The 17,676-nt window shown below is 37.6% G+C and carries 19 protein-coding genes, 1 tRNA gene and 1 other RNA gene; 5 read left to right on the top strand and 16 right to left on the bottom strand.

The window, feature by feature from the left end:
• Positions 1-312: 312 nt before the first annotated feature.
• The 6 genes from MWJ95_RS24105 to ffs all read right to left on the bottom strand — a co-directional run bounded on the left by MWJ95_RS24105 (position 313) and on the right by ffs (position 4,362).
• Entirely contained in the window at positions 313-585 is a 273-nt protein-coding gene (locus MWJ95_RS24105; protein ID WP_249076366.1) for a pro-sigmaK processing inhibitor BofA family protein, read from the bottom strand.
• Between the two features lie 267 nt (positions 586-852).
• Positions 853-1,068 (bottom strand): YaaL family protein, encoded by a 216-nt coding sequence (locus tag MWJ95_RS24100; RefSeq protein ID WP_249076364.1) that lies wholly within the window; start codon positions 1,066-1,068, stop codon positions 853-855.
• 13 nt (positions 1,069-1,081) lie between these two features.
• Positions 1,082-1,678 (bottom strand): recombination mediator RecR, encoded by a 597-nt coding sequence (recR, locus tag MWJ95_RS24095; RefSeq protein WP_249076361.1) that lies wholly within the window; start codon positions 1,676-1,678, stop codon positions 1,082-1,084.
• 11 nt (positions 1,679-1,689) lie between these two features.
• Positions 1,690-2,004 carry a YbaB/EbfC family nucleoid-associated protein gene (locus MWJ95_RS24090; protein WP_249107376.1) on the bottom strand — a complete coding sequence of 105 codons (315 nt, stop codon included), beginning with the start codon at positions 2,002-2,004 and terminating at the stop codon, positions 1,690-1,692.
• A 21-nt stretch (positions 2,005-2,025) separates the two neighbouring features.
• Positions 2,026-3,813 (bottom strand): DNA polymerase III subunit gamma/tau, encoded by a 1,788-nt coding sequence (gene dnaX / locus MWJ95_RS24085; protein ID WP_249107375.1) that lies wholly within the window; start codon positions 3,811-3,813, stop codon positions 2,026-2,028.
• A 281-nt stretch (positions 3,814-4,094) separates the two neighbouring features.
• Positions 4,095-4,362, bottom strand: an RNA gene (gene ffs / locus MWJ95_RS24080) — signal recognition particle sRNA large type.
• A 182-nt stretch (positions 4,363-4,544) separates the two neighbouring features.
• Between ffs and MWJ95_RS24075 the strand changes: the two genes are divergently transcribed.
• The 4 genes from MWJ95_RS24075 to MWJ95_RS24060 all read left to right on the top strand — a co-directional run bounded on the left by MWJ95_RS24075 (position 4,545) and on the right by MWJ95_RS24060 (position 8,399).
• Positions 4,545-4,637, top strand: a tRNA-Ser gene (locus tag MWJ95_RS24075).
• 254 nt (positions 4,638-4,891) lie between these two features.
• Positions 4,892-6,154 (top strand): ATP-binding protein, encoded by a 1,263-nt coding sequence (locus MWJ95_RS24070; protein ID WP_249076357.1) that lies wholly within the window; start codon positions 4,892-4,894, stop codon positions 6,152-6,154.
• On the top strand, positions 6,155-7,033 hold the full coding sequence (locus MWJ95_RS24065) for a response regulator (protein ID WP_249076356.1): 879 nt from the start codon (positions 6,155-6,157) through the stop codon (positions 7,031-7,033).
• 91 nt (positions 7,034-7,124) lie between these two features.
• The gene (locus MWJ95_RS24060; protein ID WP_249076355.1) at positions 7,125-8,399 is read left to right on the top strand and encodes a cation:dicarboxylate symporter family transporter; all 1,275 of its coding nucleotides are present in this window, start codon (positions 7,125-7,127) and stop codon (positions 8,397-8,399) included.
• 56 nt (positions 8,400-8,455) lie between these two features.
• Here the strand turns inward: MWJ95_RS24060 and MWJ95_RS24055 are convergent, their stop codons facing one another.
• The 9 genes from MWJ95_RS24055 to MWJ95_RS24015 form a co-directional block, all read right to left on the bottom strand.
• Positions 8,456-9,082, bottom strand: coding sequence for an RraA family protein (locus MWJ95_RS24055; protein WP_249076354.1), 627 nt, complete (start codon positions 9,080-9,082; stop codon positions 8,456-8,458).
• Between the two features lie 230 nt (positions 9,083-9,312).
• Positions 9,313-9,840: an LOG family protein gene (locus tag MWJ95_RS24050; RefSeq protein WP_249076353.1), complete on the bottom strand. Its 528-nt coding sequence runs from the start codon at positions 9,838-9,840 to the stop codon at positions 9,313-9,315.
• Positions 9,841-9,982: 142 nt separating this feature from the next.
• Positions 9,983-10,651 carry a deoxynucleoside kinase gene (locus MWJ95_RS24045; RefSeq protein ID WP_249076352.1) on the bottom strand — a complete coding sequence of 223 codons (669 nt, stop codon included), beginning with the start codon at positions 10,649-10,651 and terminating at the stop codon, positions 9,983-9,985.
• The gene (locus tag MWJ95_RS24040; protein WP_308221957.1) at positions 10,648-11,286 is read right to left on the bottom strand and encodes a deoxynucleoside kinase; all 639 of its coding nucleotides are present in this window, start codon (positions 11,284-11,286) and stop codon (positions 10,648-10,650) included. Before MWJ95_RS24040 ends, MWJ95_RS24045 begins: the two co-directional genes overlap by 4 nt.
• A gap of 179 nt (positions 11,287-11,465) precedes the next feature.
• Positions 11,466-13,877, bottom strand: a complete 2,412-nt coding sequence (locus MWJ95_RS24035; protein WP_249107374.1) for a heavy metal translocating P-type ATPase — start codon at positions 13,875-13,877, stop codon at positions 11,466-11,468.
• A gap of 81 nt (positions 13,878-13,958) precedes the next feature.
• The gene (gene copZ, locus MWJ95_RS24030; protein WP_249076348.1) at positions 13,959-14,165 is read right to left on the bottom strand and encodes a copper chaperone CopZ; all 207 of its coding nucleotides are present in this window, start codon (positions 14,163-14,165) and stop codon (positions 13,959-13,961) included.
• Between the two features lie 58 nt (positions 14,166-14,223).
• Positions 14,224-14,556 carry a metal-sensitive transcriptional regulator gene (locus tag MWJ95_RS24025; RefSeq protein WP_049662516.1) on the bottom strand — a complete coding sequence of 111 codons (333 nt, stop codon included), beginning with the start codon at positions 14,554-14,556 and terminating at the stop codon, positions 14,224-14,226.
• 77 nt (positions 14,557-14,633) lie between these two features.
• Positions 14,634-15,587 (bottom strand): cation diffusion facilitator family transporter, encoded by a 954-nt coding sequence (locus MWJ95_RS24020; protein ID WP_249107373.1) that lies wholly within the window; start codon positions 15,585-15,587, stop codon positions 14,634-14,636.
• 20 nt (positions 15,588-15,607) lie between these two features.
• Positions 15,608-15,943: an ArsR/SmtB family transcription factor gene (locus MWJ95_RS24015; RefSeq protein WP_249107372.1), complete on the bottom strand. Its 336-nt coding sequence runs from the start codon at positions 15,941-15,943 to the stop codon at positions 15,608-15,610.
• A 182-nt stretch (positions 15,944-16,125) separates the two neighbouring features.
• Here MWJ95_RS24015 and tadA point away from each other — a divergent pair, with 182 nt between their 5' ends.
• Positions 16,126-16,644, top strand: a complete 519-nt coding sequence (tadA, locus tag MWJ95_RS24010; protein WP_249076345.1) for a tRNA adenosine(34) deaminase TadA — start codon at positions 16,126-16,128, stop codon at positions 16,642-16,644.
• Positions 16,645-16,815: 171 nt separating this feature from the next.
• Here tadA and serS read toward each other — a convergent pair.
• The coding region (serS, locus tag MWJ95_RS24005) for a serine--tRNA ligase (protein ID WP_249107371.1) at positions 16,816-17,676 on the bottom strand (861 nt) is incomplete at its 5' end.

The following is a 17,676-nucleotide window of genomic DNA, read 5'->3' as shown; positions in this document are numbered from 1 at the left end:
CAGGATCAAACTCTCCATAAAAAGAAATTTGATTAGCTCAAATTGTTTTGCTGGCATCATGTTTGATGTCCAAAATTTTGTTTTGTTCACTAACTCAAAGTTAGCTACTAAAAACTTTATTGATTACGTTTTGCTTGTTCAGTTTTCAAGGTTCATTTCGTCACTGTTTTCTCAACAGCAACTCTTATATAATATCATGTCGATCACTCATTGTCAACAATTAAATTGTTTAATTTCAAACTCATTTGTTTTCCAACGGTTATCTTAACGACTCTTATTACTATATCACAATATTTTTGTTTTGCAAGCATTTTATAAAAAATATACTAAAGCAGTTATTCCTAGCACACCTGGAATACCCAATATTGCAATTGCGAATACTGAAAATAGATTAATCGGTACATTATAGCCTGCATAACCTAAACCTAAGTGAATAATAAATAATAGTAGAAAGGCAAATGCAAATCTAAACCAAAACACAGACATTCCTTCTAATATTTTACCCATCTTGGCATGTCTTATTATTATATAAAGAAAAAGAAGCACTACAGGTACACAAAAGCTCATAATTACTAACCACGACATATGGTTTCCCCCTTAACGATATAATTATGAAAGTTTATGTTTCCTATTTTACTTCTATGAATATCAATTATGCCTCGGCAACTTATAGCAGACGCTTTGCTTTTGCTACGGAAAACATTTGTAGCTGTCGCTTCTGGATTCTGCCTTTGTACTTAGGCCCAATAACGATGCTCGCACTCAGGCATTTTCACAGGATGCGAGGTTTTTAGCCTGAGTTCCCCTATTCCTGCGGATGTTAGGATATCCGCTGGAATAAGTTGAAACCTATTATTTAATTAATACTCTCCGAATTCTAGCTTCCTTGAATAGATAGAAATGTATACTCTCCGATGCTTTTCGTTGAGCAATTACTTCTAAATCATAGTCATCTAGTAGTTCTTCAATTATCTTCGCCTGCTGTAAATCCTCTTTTGTTTCTTTTATAAGATTTACAAGCTTGTCATCGAATTCTTTTTTTAATTTTCCCTTACTTCGGAAGAACATATTAATCCCTCACTCACAATTCTCGGCGACCTTCCATTGCCTTCGATAAGGTTACTTCATCTGCATATTCTAAATCTCCACCTACTGGTAGTCCGTGAGCGATTCGTGTTGTTCGAATGCCGGATGGCTTCACCAGACGAGAAATATACATTGCTGTTGCCTCGCCCTCAATAGTTGAATTCGTAGCTAAAATAAGCTCTTGAACAGCCTCGTCTTGCAAACGAACTAGTAGGGAAGCGACATTAATATCTTCTGGACCAACACCATCCATAGGTGAAATAGCTCCCTGTAACACATGATACATACCATTAAAATCGCGCATTTTTTCCATCGCAATGACATCTTTTGTATCTTGGACAACGCAAATTACAGAATGATCTCTTTGTTTGTCTGTACAGATATGACATGGATCTACATCAGTTATGTTGCCGCATACGGAGCAGTAGCTTAAATTTCGTTTAGCATCTATTAATGCCTTTGAAAAGGATAAAACGTCATCCTCTTTCATTGTTAACACAAAAAACGCCAGCCGAGCCGCGGTTTTCGGCCCGATACCTGGCAATTTCATAAAACTATCAATCAGTTTCGATATTGGTTCTGGGTAGTACATTTATTTACCTCCTAGAACGGAAGGTTCATCCCTTGAGTGAATTTGCCCATTGTTGAATTCGTTTTTTCATCTACTTTTTTCAATGCTTCATTTGTAGCAATAACGATTAAATCTTGTAGCATTTCGATATCTTCTGGATCTACTACTGAAGGATCAAGATTTACTTCTACGACTTCGCGTTGACCAGTTACAGTTACTTTAACCATGCCGCCACCAGCTGCACCTTCAAATTGCTCTGCGTTTAAAGCCTCTTGAGCTTCCATCATTTCCTTTTGCATTTTTTGCATTTTTTTCATCATACCTTGCATATTTCCCATTCCACGCATAAACATATTCCTCCTAAATGATTAATCTTCTACAATTTCAATAAAATCTTTACCAAACAGCTTTTCTGCTTCCGTCACAAGTGGATCTTGTGAGGCAAGCGGTTGAGCATCGTCGATAAACGGCCCTTCTGACATTTCTGCCGGAGGTGAATCCAATAATTCCACTTCATGATCGGTTTCACTCTGAGAATTTTTCTGTTGCTGTAAGCCGTGATCACGAATAAACTCTTCACGTAATTTTAACCAAGCCTCTTCAGGCGTACAAAGCATTTCGTACATAGTACCAGTTTGCCCTGCAATTAATTGTGTGAACTGAGCTTTTAAGGATTGATTATCAGCAACCATTTGACAATGAATATCATACTTGAATTTTAACACAAAAGCACTTGATGATGCCGCAACAGGTTCAGCTTCTGCTAAAAGAGCTGACTGAGATTTTTGCATTTGGCTTAACGCCTGTGCCCAAACCGATTTGATGCGTTGTACATCTTGCTTTGTAGCATCTTTTAGTATCTCTTGAATACGACCTGTTGGTGCTTTATAGCCGTTTGGACTTTTAGCTCGTGGACGTTGCTCTTTTGGCGTTTGCGTCGTTTGTACAGAAGCACCCGCTTGTAATTGGGCTGATAGTTGCTGCACCATCTGCTCGAGTGCCACGACTTTTTGAGCGAGCTCAGGACTCATAGCTACCTCACCCGAAGTGGTAGTTTGACCAACTGAACCTCCGGAAAACTGCACCATTTTAAGTAATGCCGTTTCTAAGTAAATCTTTGTATGATGGGAGAATCGCATTTCTTGCTGCGTTTTCGCTAAAATATCAATGTAGCCATATAACAAATCCGGTGCAAAGTCATGCGCTAAAGTAAATACTCGCTCCTCGGGTGATACTAGTTCTAATAATTCGGCCAGATCTTCACTTGTTTGCAGTAGTAATAAATCCCGGAAAAATGTAATCAAGTCCTCTGAAAGTCGAAGAGGATCTTTGCCGTCCGCGATAAGCTGTTCTAATAACGCAAGCATTTGTCCGACATCTTTTACTTTTAGAGCTTCTGCTAATTCATAGAAAATTTCCTGACTAATAGAACCTGTCACAAGTAATGTATCTTCAAGCTTCAACTTTTCTCCGCTGAAGGATACAACCTGATCTAATAAGCTTAAAGCATCTCGCATACCACCTGCTGCTGATTGTGCGATTACCTTTAAACCCTGTTCCTCAAATGGCAACTCAATGTCTTCTAATACAACTTTCATGCGCTCAATAATATCATTGGTTGAAAGACGTTTGAAATCAAAGCGCTGACATCTTGAAATAATCGTTGCGGGCAATTTATGAGGCTCTGTCGTTGCTAAAATAAATACGGCATGAGATGGTGGTTCTTCTAACGTCTTTAAAAGGGCGTTGAAAGCACTTGTAGAAAGCATATGCACTTCATCGATGATATACACTTTATATCTGCTACTTGCAGGAGCAAATCGAACTTTCTCAATGATGTCACGAATTTCTTCAACGCGTGAATTAGACGCCGCATCAAATTCAATAACATCTGGGTGAGAACCTTCTGTAATACTTAAACAAGTAGCACATTCATTACAAGGCTCGTTTGATGGTGCATGCTCACAATTTAATGCCTTTGCAAAAATTTTAGCTGTACTTGTTTTCCCGGTACCACGCGGGCCGGAAAATAAATAAGCATGCGTTGTTTTATTCGCTAGGAGAGCATTTTGTAGCGTTCTTTTGACATGTGCTTGGCCAGACATTTCTCGGAATGATTGCGGTCGATACACACGATAAAATGCTTGATACGTCAATGGTTTCCTCTCCTCTTCTTCATTATATAGAATAGTTCTATTATAGCATTTGCCTCATTATTTATAAAATAGTGTCATCGTTTTTCTGTAAATTTCGGGACAATTCTCTTTCATTCCCTATAGTAAGGCTGATGCTTCAGGCTCCTATCGGCAACCTTGTGCCATTTGTAGCTTCCTTATACATTCTAACGATTGACCTTCCGTCCCAACAAAAATTAAAAAAATCATAAAAAAACGCATCCGCCTTTGTAGACGGATGCGTTTGAATTGGCAAGTTAATGCCGTGCACCTTTCTTCGACAGCCGCACATAAGCGTTACTCTTGTCGTTAGCTCAGATTAGGCAACCCCGCGGCACATGGATAAGACCACTTAATGCTGCTTCCTTCCGGACCTGACATGGTTCATGGGTATCCATTGCGCAGGACCCAATCGTCAACACTACGTGCAAAAGGCAGACCAAACAATACGGACAGCCTCGAAAAAGGAATTCAGTCTCGCTAGAGCGGATTGCGAGTTACAGGACACCGCTACCTTCCCACCTAGCACGGCAATAACTAGTATACTGACTGTTTTCATAAATTGCAACTTAATACGCATAATATTTATATGGAATATTCTATCTGCACTGTAAAATAAGAAATTAATAAAAAAATATAAAAATTATGTTGACGTTTAATATATAATGTGATAAATTAAATCTTGTCGATAAGACAATGCAACAAAACAACATGGAGGTATACCCAAGTCTGGCTGAAGGGATCGGTCTTGAAAACCGACAGGCGGGTAACACCGCGCGGGGGTTCGAATCCCTCTACCTCCTCCAGTTTTAAAATTCCGACTACGAATGTAGCCGTTTTTTTTGCTTTAAAATTGTATGTAACCTTTAATAGATGCCACTTCCACTTAGGTTGTGGTATTTTTTTATTGTATTTCATCTAGGCAAATGCGCTTTTGTTTCTAAATCGTGTTTCACCCCAACGAAACATCAAAAGGAGTGGTACAATTACCTTTATTTCAAACATTTAAACGAGCTCTTTTAGCATATTGCTCGTTAATATTGATTAGGGAGGATTTTTTATGCACTCGAAGTTTTACATACCCCGTGCCCCCCTCACTTGGATTTTTATAATCGCTCTGTTAACCGCTATCGGTAGTGAGATTAAAATAATACCTTTCGCTGATACGCCTTTTCGTTTCGGATTAGGAAGTATTATTTTCTTTTTATGCACGCTACTTAGACCTACACCAATCATTTTGGCTGGGTTTGCTACAAGTATCGTGACAACCATTTTTCGAATTATCATTAATTACTCTTTTCATGATGTTCCATTAGTCGATAGTTTACAAATACATTTACCGGCTGCTGCATTTTATATATTATTTGCAATATGCTTACAAATTCTAAATATTCATCAATATAGAGAAAAACCACTATTGCTTGGACTACTAGTTTCGTTTAGTGAAGTATTCAGTAATTTAGTGGAACAACTATTTCGTTTTTTTATAAATTCTTATACTTTTTTATTCCTTCATGATTTACTTATACTATTAGCAGTTGCTTTTTTACGCAGTTTCTTTGTTGTCGGTATTTTTAGTTCCATTTTAATTGCTGAGCAAAAAAAACGTGTTCAGGAAATGCTTACGATCGGCTCAGATTTATATGTTGAGACACTATATTTAAAAAAATCGATGAACCACATAGAAGCAATTACAGCCAGTGGATTTGAATTATATCGACAATTAAAATCACTAGGTTATCGTGCAGAAAGTTTACAGGCACTCCATATTGCCCAGGAAATTCATGAAGTGAAGAAGGATTCGCAACGTATTTATGCAGGTATTTCTAAAATTGTTGGTGAAAAGAGCTATGGCTCCCTTAGATTGTCAGAATTATTACATTATATCGAAGACGGCAACAGTAAGTACGCTAATTTTCTTGGGAAAGAAATCGACTTTCAATTAACTATTGAAAGTGATTTTCAAACGAAAGAACATATTGCATTGCTTGCACTTTTAAATAATTTAACAGCCAATGCTATAGAAGCAATTGAAGATCAAGGCATCATTTCTATTGCCATTCAACAGCAACAGGATGATACTGTAATAACAGTATGTGATAATGGAAAGGGTATCCCGCAAAGTAATCTTTCTATTATTTTTGAACCTGGATACACAACAAAATACAATGTAGAAGGTGTCGCAGCAACAGGTATTGGGCTTTCACATGTTGTTGAATTAGTAAATAAATTAAATGGCTCAATATCCGTTGAATCAAATGCTCAAAACACGATGTTTAAAATTGCAGTTCCTACGCAAACTATTCAAACGGGAGAGACTTAAATGAGGTATTTTATTGTAGATGATGATCGTGCAAGTCGGGTCATGTTAAAACAAATTATTGAAGAAAGTGGCTTAGGTACCGTTATTGGTGAAGCACGCAATGGTGAGGATGCCATTCCACAAATTTTAATGACACAGCCAGAATTTGTGTTGATTGACTTACTTATGCCTAAGCTCGATGGAATAGCTACAGTCGAGCACCTTATTCAAAATCGCTTCGAGGGACAATTTGTTATGATTTCTCAGGTGGTGAATAAGGAAATGGTAGGTGAGGCATATGAGCAAGGTATAGATTTCTTTATTCATAAACCTATCAACCGTATTGAGGTTGAGAATGTTTTACGTAAAACAACTGAACAATTTCGCCTAAAAAACTCATTGCTTATTATTCGCCAATCACTTACAAATATTGACCTAAGTGAACAAATAAATCATAAAGCAACGTCACGCGATCATATTCAAACCATCTTAAATGATATGGGTATCGTTGGTGAGATTGGAAGCGAAGATATTATTGCGATCATTGAGACATTACTTGCTCATCAGCACAAAATTGCACCGCTTCCGCCATTAAAGGAACTTTATGAGGAAATTGCAGCTGTCACAAAGGCTACACCAGATGAAATCTTGAAGGAAAGTAAAGCCATTGAACAGCGTGTGCGTCGTACTATATTAGCAGCTATGATAAATCTCGCCAATCTGGGTGTCGTGGATTATACAAACTCCGAATTTGAATATTATGCACCCCGATACTTTGACTTTAAAGAAATTCGTCAGCTTATGAGTCAGATTGAAGATCACGGAAATCGTAAAGCAAAAGTTAATATCAAGAAGTTTATTCAGGTATTATATTCAGACATTTTAACTAAAGTAAATTAATTTTCTCGGATTCCGTCGGATTCCATAAGTCCTCCGTATTATTAAAGTAAGGCAAGTCCTAAAAATTTTAATATTAGGAGGTACTAAGGTTTTGAAGAAGAAATTTAGAATCAGTTTAGCCACTCAAATTTTAATCGGTTTGATTTTAGGGATTATTATTGGTGGTATCTTTTATGGAAACCCCAAAATTGAAACATATTTACAACCTCTAGGTGATATTTTCCTTCATCTAATTAAAATGATTGTTGTACCGATTATTATTTCGACTTTAATCGTTGGTGTTGCTGGCACTGGAGACATGAAACAGCTTGGACGATTAGGCGGAAAATCACTTATTTACTTTGAAGTTATTACAACAGTAGCAATTGTAATTGGTTTACTTTCCGCAAACTTATTCCAACCTGGCGCGGGTCTAAACATGAACGAGCTCTCTCAAGGAGATATTTCGAAATACGTTGCAACTACAGAAGAAGTGCAGCATGAAGGACCATTTGATATTATTGTAAGCATTGTACCGACAAATATCGTTCAGGCAATGTCTGAAGGTAATATGCTTGCGATCATTTTCTTCTCAGTTATTTTTGGTTTAGGAGTAGCTGCCATTGGCGATCGAGGTAAACCAGTATTAGACTTCTTCCAAGGTGTAGCAGATGCTATGTTCTGGGTAACGAATCTTGTAATGAAATTCGCTCCGCTTGGGGTATTTGGTTTAATCGGTGTAACCGTTTCCAAATATGGATTCGCTTCACTAATACCACTCGGTAAACTCGCAATACTTGTTTATGCAACAATGTTATTCTTTATCTTTGTCGTTCTTGGTCTTGTGGCCAGATTTACAGGTATCAGTATCTTCTTCCTAATTAAAGTACTAAAAGATGAGCTGATTTTAGCGTTCTCTACAGCAAGTTCTGAAGCTGTGTTACCGCGAATTATGATGAAAATGGAGAAACTAGGCGCTCCGAAGGATATCGTATCCTTTGTTATTCCAACCGGTTACTCCTTTAACTTAGATGGTTCTACACTATACCAAGCTATTGCTGCATTATTTATTGCTCAAATGTACGGTATTCACCTAAGTATTGGTGAACAAATTACGTTAATGCTTGTATTAATGGTTACATCTAAAGGGATTGCAGGTGTTCCAGGAGTATCCTTCGTTGTACTTCTAGCAACTCTAGGTACTGTCGGCATTCCAATTGAAGGTTTAGCATTCATCGCCGGTATCGATCGTATTCTAGATATGGGACGTACAGTTGTTAACGTAATTGGTAACTCACTTGCGTCATTAGTAATGGCGAAATGGGAAGGCCGTTTCGATGCAGAAAAAATGAAAACTTACTTTAAAGATAATGAAAATTTAGCATAAAAATTAAAAAATCCTCACGATGTATAGATGGCATCGTGAGGATTTTTTATTCATCTTTAGATTGAAGGTGTTAAAACTTTATCTAAATAAGCGATAATAGATTCTTTTCCATTTGCATGTGCCTCTTGTGCGCGCATATCATCTTTTTCAAGCTTTGCCTCGGCAGCTGCCACAATACGCTCTGCATCTTCATGTGGTACGACCACAACTCCGTCCACATCTCCAATAATATAATCACCAGGACAAACCGAAACGCCCCCTATAGCAATTGGAACATTTACTTCGCCACCGCCATTTTTATGACCAGCTGCTACCGTTGTGCCAAGTGAAAACACTGGGAAGTCTAATTCTTGAATAGCAGCCAAATCACGAATCACACCATCAACGACAAAGCCCTGTATACCTATACCCTTCGCCAACGAAAGAACAAAATCACCAGCAACTGCACGATTGGTATTCCCTTTAGCGTCAATTACTAAAATATCTCCTTCGCTAGCAGCTCGAATGGCTTCCAATACTGCCCCATTTTCACCATCCGGTAAGCGTACTGTTACCGCACGACCAGCAATTTTAAAATGATCTGCTAACGGTTTAATGTCACTACGTAAATTCGTATGTCCTCCTGTCGCATCTGAAACTGCAGTCGTAGGTAAATGCTCAAAACTTACTTCCACCTTTGTCATCTATAACACCCCTATTATGATTTATGAAATTCTTACACAATTATTGTAAATAAAAGTCATCTACTATTTCAATGTATTTCAGAAGATTTAGTAAATTTAAAATCAATTATGTAATAATTGCATTTTCTTAACAACAGGGCAAACAGGCAATTTATATGCCATTAGCTTAAATGAAAAAGAATCCATTTTGATCAATCTTTTTCAAAATGGATTCTTTTTTGGACAAAAAGTTACTTATGCTCTTTTAATAAATGTAATACTTCCTCCGATGTGGTAGCTACGCGAATAAGTGCTTTTTGTTCAGTTCGTATAAAACCTTCTTCGAGCATTTTCTTAAATAATTGCAAAAGCGCATCATAAAAACCATTCACATTATATAAAATTACGGGCTTTTCATGTAAGCCAATTTGTGCCCACGTAAACACTTCAAAATATTCATCCATTGTTCCCCCACCACCCGGTAAGGCAATAAAAGCATCTGCTAACTCTACCATTTTGGCTTTACGTACATGCATTGACTCAACAAAATGAATCTCTGTTAACGAGGCATGTGCTATTTCCCGCTTCTGTAAATGAGTTGGCATCACGCCAATAACCTCACCGCCAGCTTCTAATACGGCATCTGCCACTTTTCCCATTAATCCTGTTTTCGAACCACCATAAACGACACCATGACTATTCTGAGCTAAAACAGTCCCTAATTCGGCTGCCTTCTCTGCAAAAATCGTGCTTATGCCTAAGCCAGAACCGCAATACACCGCTATTCTTATAGTAATCCCCCCTATTCAAAAGACGTGATACAATAGGTTACATATTGTATCACGTCTTTTGATCATTTATTTTCTTCAATTACGCTTTTCTGTCCGTCACTTTGCTTTCAGCCAGAGCTTCATGAACTTCCTATTTACGTAAATGACTTGTTTGTTTTAGCATATGACTGATGCGGCTAACAATTGATTCAATTGCTTCAGGATTTTTTAATAAATCATAATCATTTATATCTAAACGTAGAACCGGGCATGAATTAAAATTATTGATCCAGTTTTCATAGCGGTCATGCATTTCAATCCAATAATCATTCGGTGTTTGCTGCTCCATCGCACGACCACGCTCTTGAATTCGTCCAATAACAGAATCAATTGGTCCTTCTAAATAAACCAGTAAATCTGGGTGCGGGAAATAGGGTGTCATTACCATAGCATCAAATAAATTTGTATACGTCTCGTAATCCGTTGGGCTCATTGTACCTTTATCATAGTGCATCTTAGCAAAAATTCCTGTATCTTCATAGATTGAGCGATCTTGAATAAACCCACCGCCATATTCAAAGATTCGCTTCTGCTCTTTAAAACGTTCAGCTAAAAAATACACCTGTAAATGAAAGCTCCATTTTTCAAAGTCCTCATAAAATTTATCTAAATATGGATTTGTATCCACTTTTTCAAACGATGTACGGAAATTTAGCGCCTCTGCCAACGCCTTTGTCATTGTTGACTTTCCTACACCAACCGTACCAGCGATTGTAATGACCGTTTGTGGAGGAATATCGTATTTCTCTCTCAAATTCATTGTTGCAAGCTCCTTTGTTGTAACGTGTCCTTTATTGTTTGTAAAACAAATTTCAAATCTTTTGGATGTTTTACGAAATCAAGCTGATCACCATTAAATCGAATAACAGGAATATCGGGATGCATAGTCTCAAAATGCTCGATAAAAGAATGATAATCTGCCACTAATTGCTCCATGTAATCCCGTGAAATCATTTTTTCAAATTCGCGACCACGCATCGCAATACGTTTCATCAATGTATCAACACTGGCATGTAAATAAACAACTACATTAGGTACAGGCATATCTTTCGTTAATATTTTATATATTTCCTCGTATTTATCATACTCAGTTGATGCCAATGTACGCTTAGCAAATATTAAATTTTTAAAAATGTGGTAGTCTGCTACAACAGGTTTATCATGTGTTAGACGGAAACTTTTTATATCCGACAATTGTTTATAGCGATTACATAGGAAGAACATTTCCGTTTGGAAGCTCCATTCCTCAATGTTTTCATAAAACTTATTTAAAAAAGGGTTTTCGTCTACTATTTCTTTTAATAGATGGTAATTAAATGTTGCTGCAATCTCTTTAGATAAAGAGGTTTTACCAACACCAATCGGACCTTCTACCGTAACAAATGGAACCGTCACCAGAAGCTCCTCCTTCATGTTCTATGGATTCTATCATCAATTACCTCGTCCAAGAGGTTTTTATATTCAGTGCTTTTCATTGTATCATAGTGCGAAAATGAAAAACAGAATCAAACTATTTCTCTATAAAATAGGCGTCCAAAAAAAATAGACCCACCGAAGTGGATCTATCGTAATCTCTATAATTTCACTCGCTGTAAACGTAGTGCATTTAAAACAACAGACACTGAACTAAATGCCATCGCTGCACCCGCTACCCAAGGAGCCAGTAAACCAATTGCGGCAATTGGAATACCTAATGTATTGTAAGCAAATGCCCAGAATAAGTTTTGCTTAATGTTGCGCATTGTTTTACGACTCATGATGATAGCATCCGCGATACTGTTTAAATCGCCACGAATCAATGTAATATCGGCCGCTTCCATCGCAACGTCTGTACCGGTACCAATCGCCATCCCAATAGTAGCCGTTGCAAGTGCTGGTGCATCATTAATGCCATCACCAACCATCGCCACTTTTTTACCTGTAGCTTGCAGTTTTTTCACTTCATTCGCTTTGCCTTCCGGAAGTACTTCTGCAATCACACGATTCACACCAACTTCTGCACCAATAGCTTGTGCTGTACGTTCATTATCACCAGTCATCATAATGACCGTAATGCCCATCTCTTGTAGACGACTTACCGCTTCTTTTGAAGTAGCTTTCACTGTATCAGCAACTGCTACTAGTCCGGCATACTGATTGTTAATCGCAGCTAACATAGCCGTTTTACCGTTTTCCTCTAATTGCTCCATTATCGGTAGAATATCATCAATGTGAATACCATATTGTTGCATCAATTTACGCGTACCGATGACAACTCCTTGACCAGAGACAGTCGCTTGCACACCGTAACCTGGTATTGCTTCAAAAAATTGAACATCCCCTAGGTCAATACCACGATCAGTAATTCCTTGAACAATTGCTTCTGCTAACGGATGCTCCGATTGCTTCTCCGCTGCGCCGATTAACGATAAAAATCGAGTTTCGTCCTGATTTGCCGCCAGTACGATATCCGTTAATACAGGTTTGCCGTGTGTTACTGTACCTGTTTTATCAACAACTACTGTATCAATGCTTTGCGTTTGCTCTAAATGCTCCCCACCTTTAAACAAAACACCAAATTCCGCAGCACGCCCAGAGCCCGCCATAATAGATGTTGGCGTTGCTAATCCAAGTGCACATGGACAAGCAATCACGAGAACTGCAATTAATACTTCAAGCGCTGGCGTAAATTCACCAGGTCGCACCCAGATCATCCAAATTAGAAACGTTACGGCCGCAATCCCTACGACAATTGGTACAAAAATGCCTGAAATTTGGTCTGCTAAGCGCTGGATTGGCGCTTTTGAGCCTTGTGCATCCTCTACAACTTTAATAATTTGAGCTAAGGCCGTATCACGGCCGACTTTAGTTGCTGTCATTTTAATAAAGCCATTTTTATTAATAGTGGAACCAAATAATAGGTCCCCTTGCTTTTTATCAACAGGTAAACTTTCCCCTGTTAACATCGATTCATCAACAGCCGTTGTTCCTTCTATTACCTCGCCATCGACAGGGATTTTTTCACCTGGTTTCACTAAAATAATATCGCCAATGACTACTTCTTCTAATGGTACTTCTTTTTCTACACCATCACGGACAACGATGGCCGTTTTTGCTTGAAGGCCCATTAATTTTTTGATTGCTTCAGATGAGCGCCCTTTTGCTTTTGCCTCAAATAATTTACCTAATAAAATCAAAGTAATTAATACAGCACTCGTTTCAAAATATAGATGTGGGGCATGATGTGATCCCGCAGTAATAATTGCTTGATATAAACTATAAAAATAAGCAGCGGATGTTCCCATGACTACAAGTACATCCATATTGGCACTACCATTGCGTAAAGCTTTGTATGCCCCAACATAAAATTGCTTCCCAATGATGAATTGAACAGGAGTAGCCAACACCATTTGTACCCACGGATTCATTAAAAATTCAGGGACATATAAAAATGATGTAAATGAAAAATGACCTACCATCGTCCAAAGTAACGGTATTGAAAGGATGGCCGATAAAATAAATTTTTGCTGCTGTTTTTTGATGGCCTGTTCTCGATGATCTACCGTTTCTTGCTCCTCTGCTTTTTGATGAGCCTCATATCCTAATTTTTCAACCCTCGCAATCATATCTGCAATTGTTACTTCTGATGGGTTAAACTCAATAGTCGCTTTTTCAAGCGCTAAGTTTACATTCGCAGAGGATACACCTGCTAATTTATTTAAACCCTTTTCTATACGAGTGGCACAGGCTGCACATGTCATACCCGTAATGTTGAATTCAGTTTTTTGTTTCACGACACCATAACCAAGTGCTTCAATTTTCTTTTCAAAGTCTTCTTCATTTAATTTTGTCGGATCATATTTAATGGATGATTTTTCAAGAGCTAAATTAACCGTCGCTTGTTCTACACCATCCATTTTATTTAAACCTTTTTCTATACGAGTGGCACAGGCTGCACATGTCATACCTGTAATTTGTAAATTCGCTTCCTTTATTTCTGAACTCATGATCATTTCTCCTTCCTACATACCAACCAGGGGTATGTGCAATTGAAAATAATAGAGTGCTACATGAGCACCCTATTTATATTATTTAACGTCATAGCCTTGATCGTCGATTGTTTCTTTAATTTGATCTAGAGATACTTTTGTCTCATCAAATGCTACATCTACTAAACCATCGGCTAAATTTACTTTTACTTGTTCAACGCCCGTTAAAGCTCCTACACTTTTTTCCACTGAGTTTACACAATGTCCACATGACATTCCTTGTACGTTTAACGTTACGTTTTGCATAAAATATCTCTCCTTTTATTTTAAATACTGTATAGGGGTATATATTTGTTAAAAAATTCTATTTCTTCATTAATTTTTGGATAGTCACTACTAATTCATCTAACACTGCTTCATCACCTTCTGATAGGCGATCTACTACACATCCCTTTAAATGACCTTCTAATAATATCTTTGCTACACTATTTAAAGCAGACTGAGTGGCAGACAGTTGCGTAATAATATCATCACAGTAAACATCTTTGTCAATCATCCCTTTAATACCTCGGATTTGACCTTCAATTCGATTTAAACGAGTCGTTAAATCCTTTTTAACGCGTTCAGGATGATGGCTTTTTCGACATGATGTAGCTTCCTCAGTATGACAAGCATCTTCTTTCACTATATCCTCCATAAATGCACCTCCTACTTTACAATTTCATATTACCATACCCACGAAGGGTATGTAAAGGTGAAAATTTTTAGAATTTTTTAATGATGATGGTGATGATTGGACTGCTCATTTTTTATTGTACATAAAATTGAATTATCATGCTTATGTGCAACTGTTTCCAATTGAATCGTTACGTGCTTTATGCCCTTATGCTCAAGATTATGTTCAATTTCTCGTAATATATGCTCACTATCCGCAATTTTCAGCTGATCATCAACAACTGCATGACAAGAAAGTGCATTTGTTCCACTTGTTATTGTCCAAATGTGTAAATCGTGAATGCTATGAATGCCAGCTGTTTGTTCAATAGTTTGTATGATTTCCTGAACGTCTACATTTGAAGGTGTTCCTTCCATTAGAATATGGACAGCCGCCTTCGTGACATAGTAACCGCTTCTCAATACCAGTATTGCAACGATAACGCTCGCAAGTGGATCAGCCCAGCCCCAACCAAAAAACATAATTAATAGTGCCGCAACAATGGCCCCTACAGATCCAAGCATATCGCTTAATACATGTAAAAAAGCTCCACGCATATTTAAATTATCTTTTGTATCACTGCCACGCATCATAATCCAGGCTACTAAAATATTCATCAACAGGCCGATTGTGCTTATAATGAGCATCCCTGTAGTTGCCACTTCCGGTGGATTTGCAAAACGTTCTATTGCCTCATAAAAAATGAATAAAGCAATCAAAATTAACGTCACACCATTTAAAACTGCTGCTAAAATTTCAAATCGTTTATAACCATATGTTTTACTATAACTCGCAGCCTTTTCTCCAAATATAAAAGCAAGCAAAGCGATTGCTAACGAAATGGAGTCACTTAACATATGTCCAGCATCGGATAAAAGAGCCAAACTATTTGTTAAATAGCCACCAATTGCTTCAACAACCATATAACTCGTAATAACCATAAATGATACAATTAACACCTTTTTATTTGCGCCATGTGTATGATCATGGCTGTGATCATGATTATGTCCCATTTCTTATCCCTCCATTAGTTCTAGTTATGTGCAGCATGCTCAATAGCTTGCATTAACAAATTCATAATGTGATCATCATCTTTTGAATAATATAAGGTTGTGCCTTCCCTTCTATATTTCACTAACCGTAAATTTTTCAAAAAACGTAACTGATGCGAAACTGTTGATTGACCTAAATCTAAAATTTCAGCAATGTCGTTTACCGAATGTTCCTCCGTACATAATAAATTTAAAATGCGAATTCTTGTCGGATCACTTAATGCTTTAAATGTTTGAGACACGACGAATAATGTTTCTTCGTCTAAATGTCGTTCTTTGTTATTAAAGGCTTCTGTATTTTTTAGTTTTTCATCCATTTAGTTTTCCCCTAACTTTTATATTTATATATGAGCATGTGTTCATATATAAATATAGTTGGTTATTTTGGATATGTCAATGTTTTACGTCTTATATAATCTGAAGGCAAGATGCCGAGACATATTTGATAGTAGCAATTGTTAATTAAGCAAGATACACTAAATGATAAGGAGAGATCATAGTGGATATTTTTGAAACAGACCGATTGTTTATGAACAGTGCACTAGAAGAAGCTAAGAAAGCTGCTTTACTTGGAGAAGTGCCGATAGGAGCTGTGCTTGTTTACGATGGAGAGATCATTGCACGAGCCCATAATTTACGAGAAACAACACAAAATGCAACGACGCACGCTGAATTAATGGTTATTCAAGAGGCATGTAAAAAAATAGGGAGCTGGCGCCTTGAAGAAACAACCCTCTATGTGACGCTTGAACCTTGCCCTATGTGTGCAGGTGCCATTTTGCAATCTCGTGTACCACGGGTTGTATATGGTGCAAGGGATATAAAAGCAGGCTGTGTAGATTCACTCTATCGTCTATTAAACGATGCACGCTTTAACCATGAATGTGAAGTGACAGAAGGAATATTAGCTGAGGAGTGTGGACAAATCTTAACCGATTTTTTCCGAGCTTTACGTGAAAGAAAAAAAGCCGAGAAAAAAGCTCGACAAGCATTAATTATTGAAAATGAAGAATGTTAACAGACACTATAATGCACATAAATTTTTCCGCTAGCATACTTATTGAAAAGAAAAACTACTGTTGAGAATAAATTCCCAGCAGTAGTTTCTTTTATTTTTCGATTCAATTTATTTCGGAGCAATCACTATGCTTCCGTCGGCTTGAGTCTGCCGCTTCGCTTTCGACTCAGTTTACTTTGGAGCAATTACTTCTTTTCCGCCCATATACGGTCTTAATACCTCAGGAATCATTACGCTTCCGTCGGCTTGCTGATAATTTTCTAGGATTGCTGCTACTGTACGGCCGATTGCAAGACCTGAGCCGTTTAATGTGTGTACATACTCTGGTTTTGCATTTGGCTCACGACGGAAGCGAATATTTGCTCGACGTGCTTGGAAATCTTCAAAGTTAGAGCAAGAAGAGATTTCACGGTACATATTTTGTGCTGGAATCCAAACCTCTAAATCGTACTTTTTCGCTGCAGTAAATCCTAAATCAGCTGTACACATTTTTAGTTTGCGGTATGGTAACCCTAATAATTGTAGTACTTTTTCTGCATGGCCTGTTAATAATTCTAGTTGTTCATAAGATTCTTCTGGTTTTACAAAACGTACTAATTCTACTTTGTTAAATTGGTGTTGGCGAATTAAACCACGTGTATCGCGACCTGCAGAACCTGCCTCTGAACGGAAGCAAGCGCTGTATGCTGCAAAGCCTTGTGGTAATGCTTCAACAGGTAAAATTTCATCACGATAGAAGTTAGTCACTGGTACTTCTGCTGTGGGAATCATGAAATAATCTGTGTCAGCTAATTTAAAGACATCTTCTTCAAATTTAGGTAGCTGTCCTGTACCTGTTAAGCTATCACGATTAACAATTACAGGTGGTAACATTTCTTCATAGCCATGCTCTTCTGCATGTAAATCCATCATAAACGTCATTAAAGCGCGTTCTAAACGAGCACCAAGACCACGATAGAATAAGAAACGGCTACCAGTCACTTTTGCACCACGTTCAAAGTCCACAATTTTTAAATCCGTAGCAATATCCCA

Origin of the sequence: Lysinibacillus sp. Bpr_S20 (genome assembly GCF_023337835.1) — a bacterium.
Taxonomy (GTDB): Bacteria; Bacillota; Bacilli; order Bacillales_A; family Planococcaceae; genus Lysinibacillus.
Note: the sequence above shows the minus strand (reverse complement) of the source record. Positions and strands in the feature narration are given on the sequence as shown.